This window comes from Massilia frigida (assembly GCF_011682175.1).
In the GTDB taxonomy this organism is placed as follows: domain Bacteria; phylum Pseudomonadota; class Gammaproteobacteria; order Burkholderiales; family Burkholderiaceae_D; genus Telluria_A; species Telluria_A frigida.
This window is the reverse complement of record NZ_WHJG01000176.1, coordinates 1-475: the sequence shown is the minus strand read 5'-3', so window position 1 is coordinate 475 and position 475 is coordinate 1. Positions and strand designations below refer to the sequence as shown.

Genomic DNA, 475 nt, shown 5'->3' with positions numbered 1-475 from the left:
TTGTCTTCATGGGACAAGCCGGTGAGATTGAGACGGGGAGGTTTTGGTGGCATGCCCAAATCATGCGCGATAACAGCACAGTTTACAACTGTTTATTGCGGCCTGTACTCCGGCTGAACAGTTACGCAGAATCCAGATCAATGACGACACGGAATGCAAATTCCTGACCAAAACAACCGGAAATGGTTTTGGCCCCACGGCTTTCAGAAACCTGATGACTGGCCTGGTCGATGAAAATGAAGATCGCCACATCAGCTGGACGTACAACTGCGCCGGGCGGGCGACGTCGTCGCAACTCGGCGAAGACATCGACAAGGTCACGGTCGCCTATGTCGCTAAGCCTGATATAGGGGGGCCGCCATTGGCAATTGTGACCCACTATGTGGGGCCGAAGGAAAAACCGGTGACGTCGGTGAGCTACTTTGAAAAGGATTATGTGCAAGGGGTTGCCAAAACCACCAACATTTACGCACCC

General features: G+C 52.8%; 1 protein-coding gene. It reads left to right on the top strand.

Annotation, left to right across the window (positions count from 1 at the left end; translation table 11 throughout):
* Window positions 1-214: 214 nt before the first annotated feature.
* Window positions 215-475: hypothetical protein (locus F2P44_RS34560; protein ID WP_223165162.1), on the top strand; the 261-nt coding region annotated here is incomplete at its 3' end.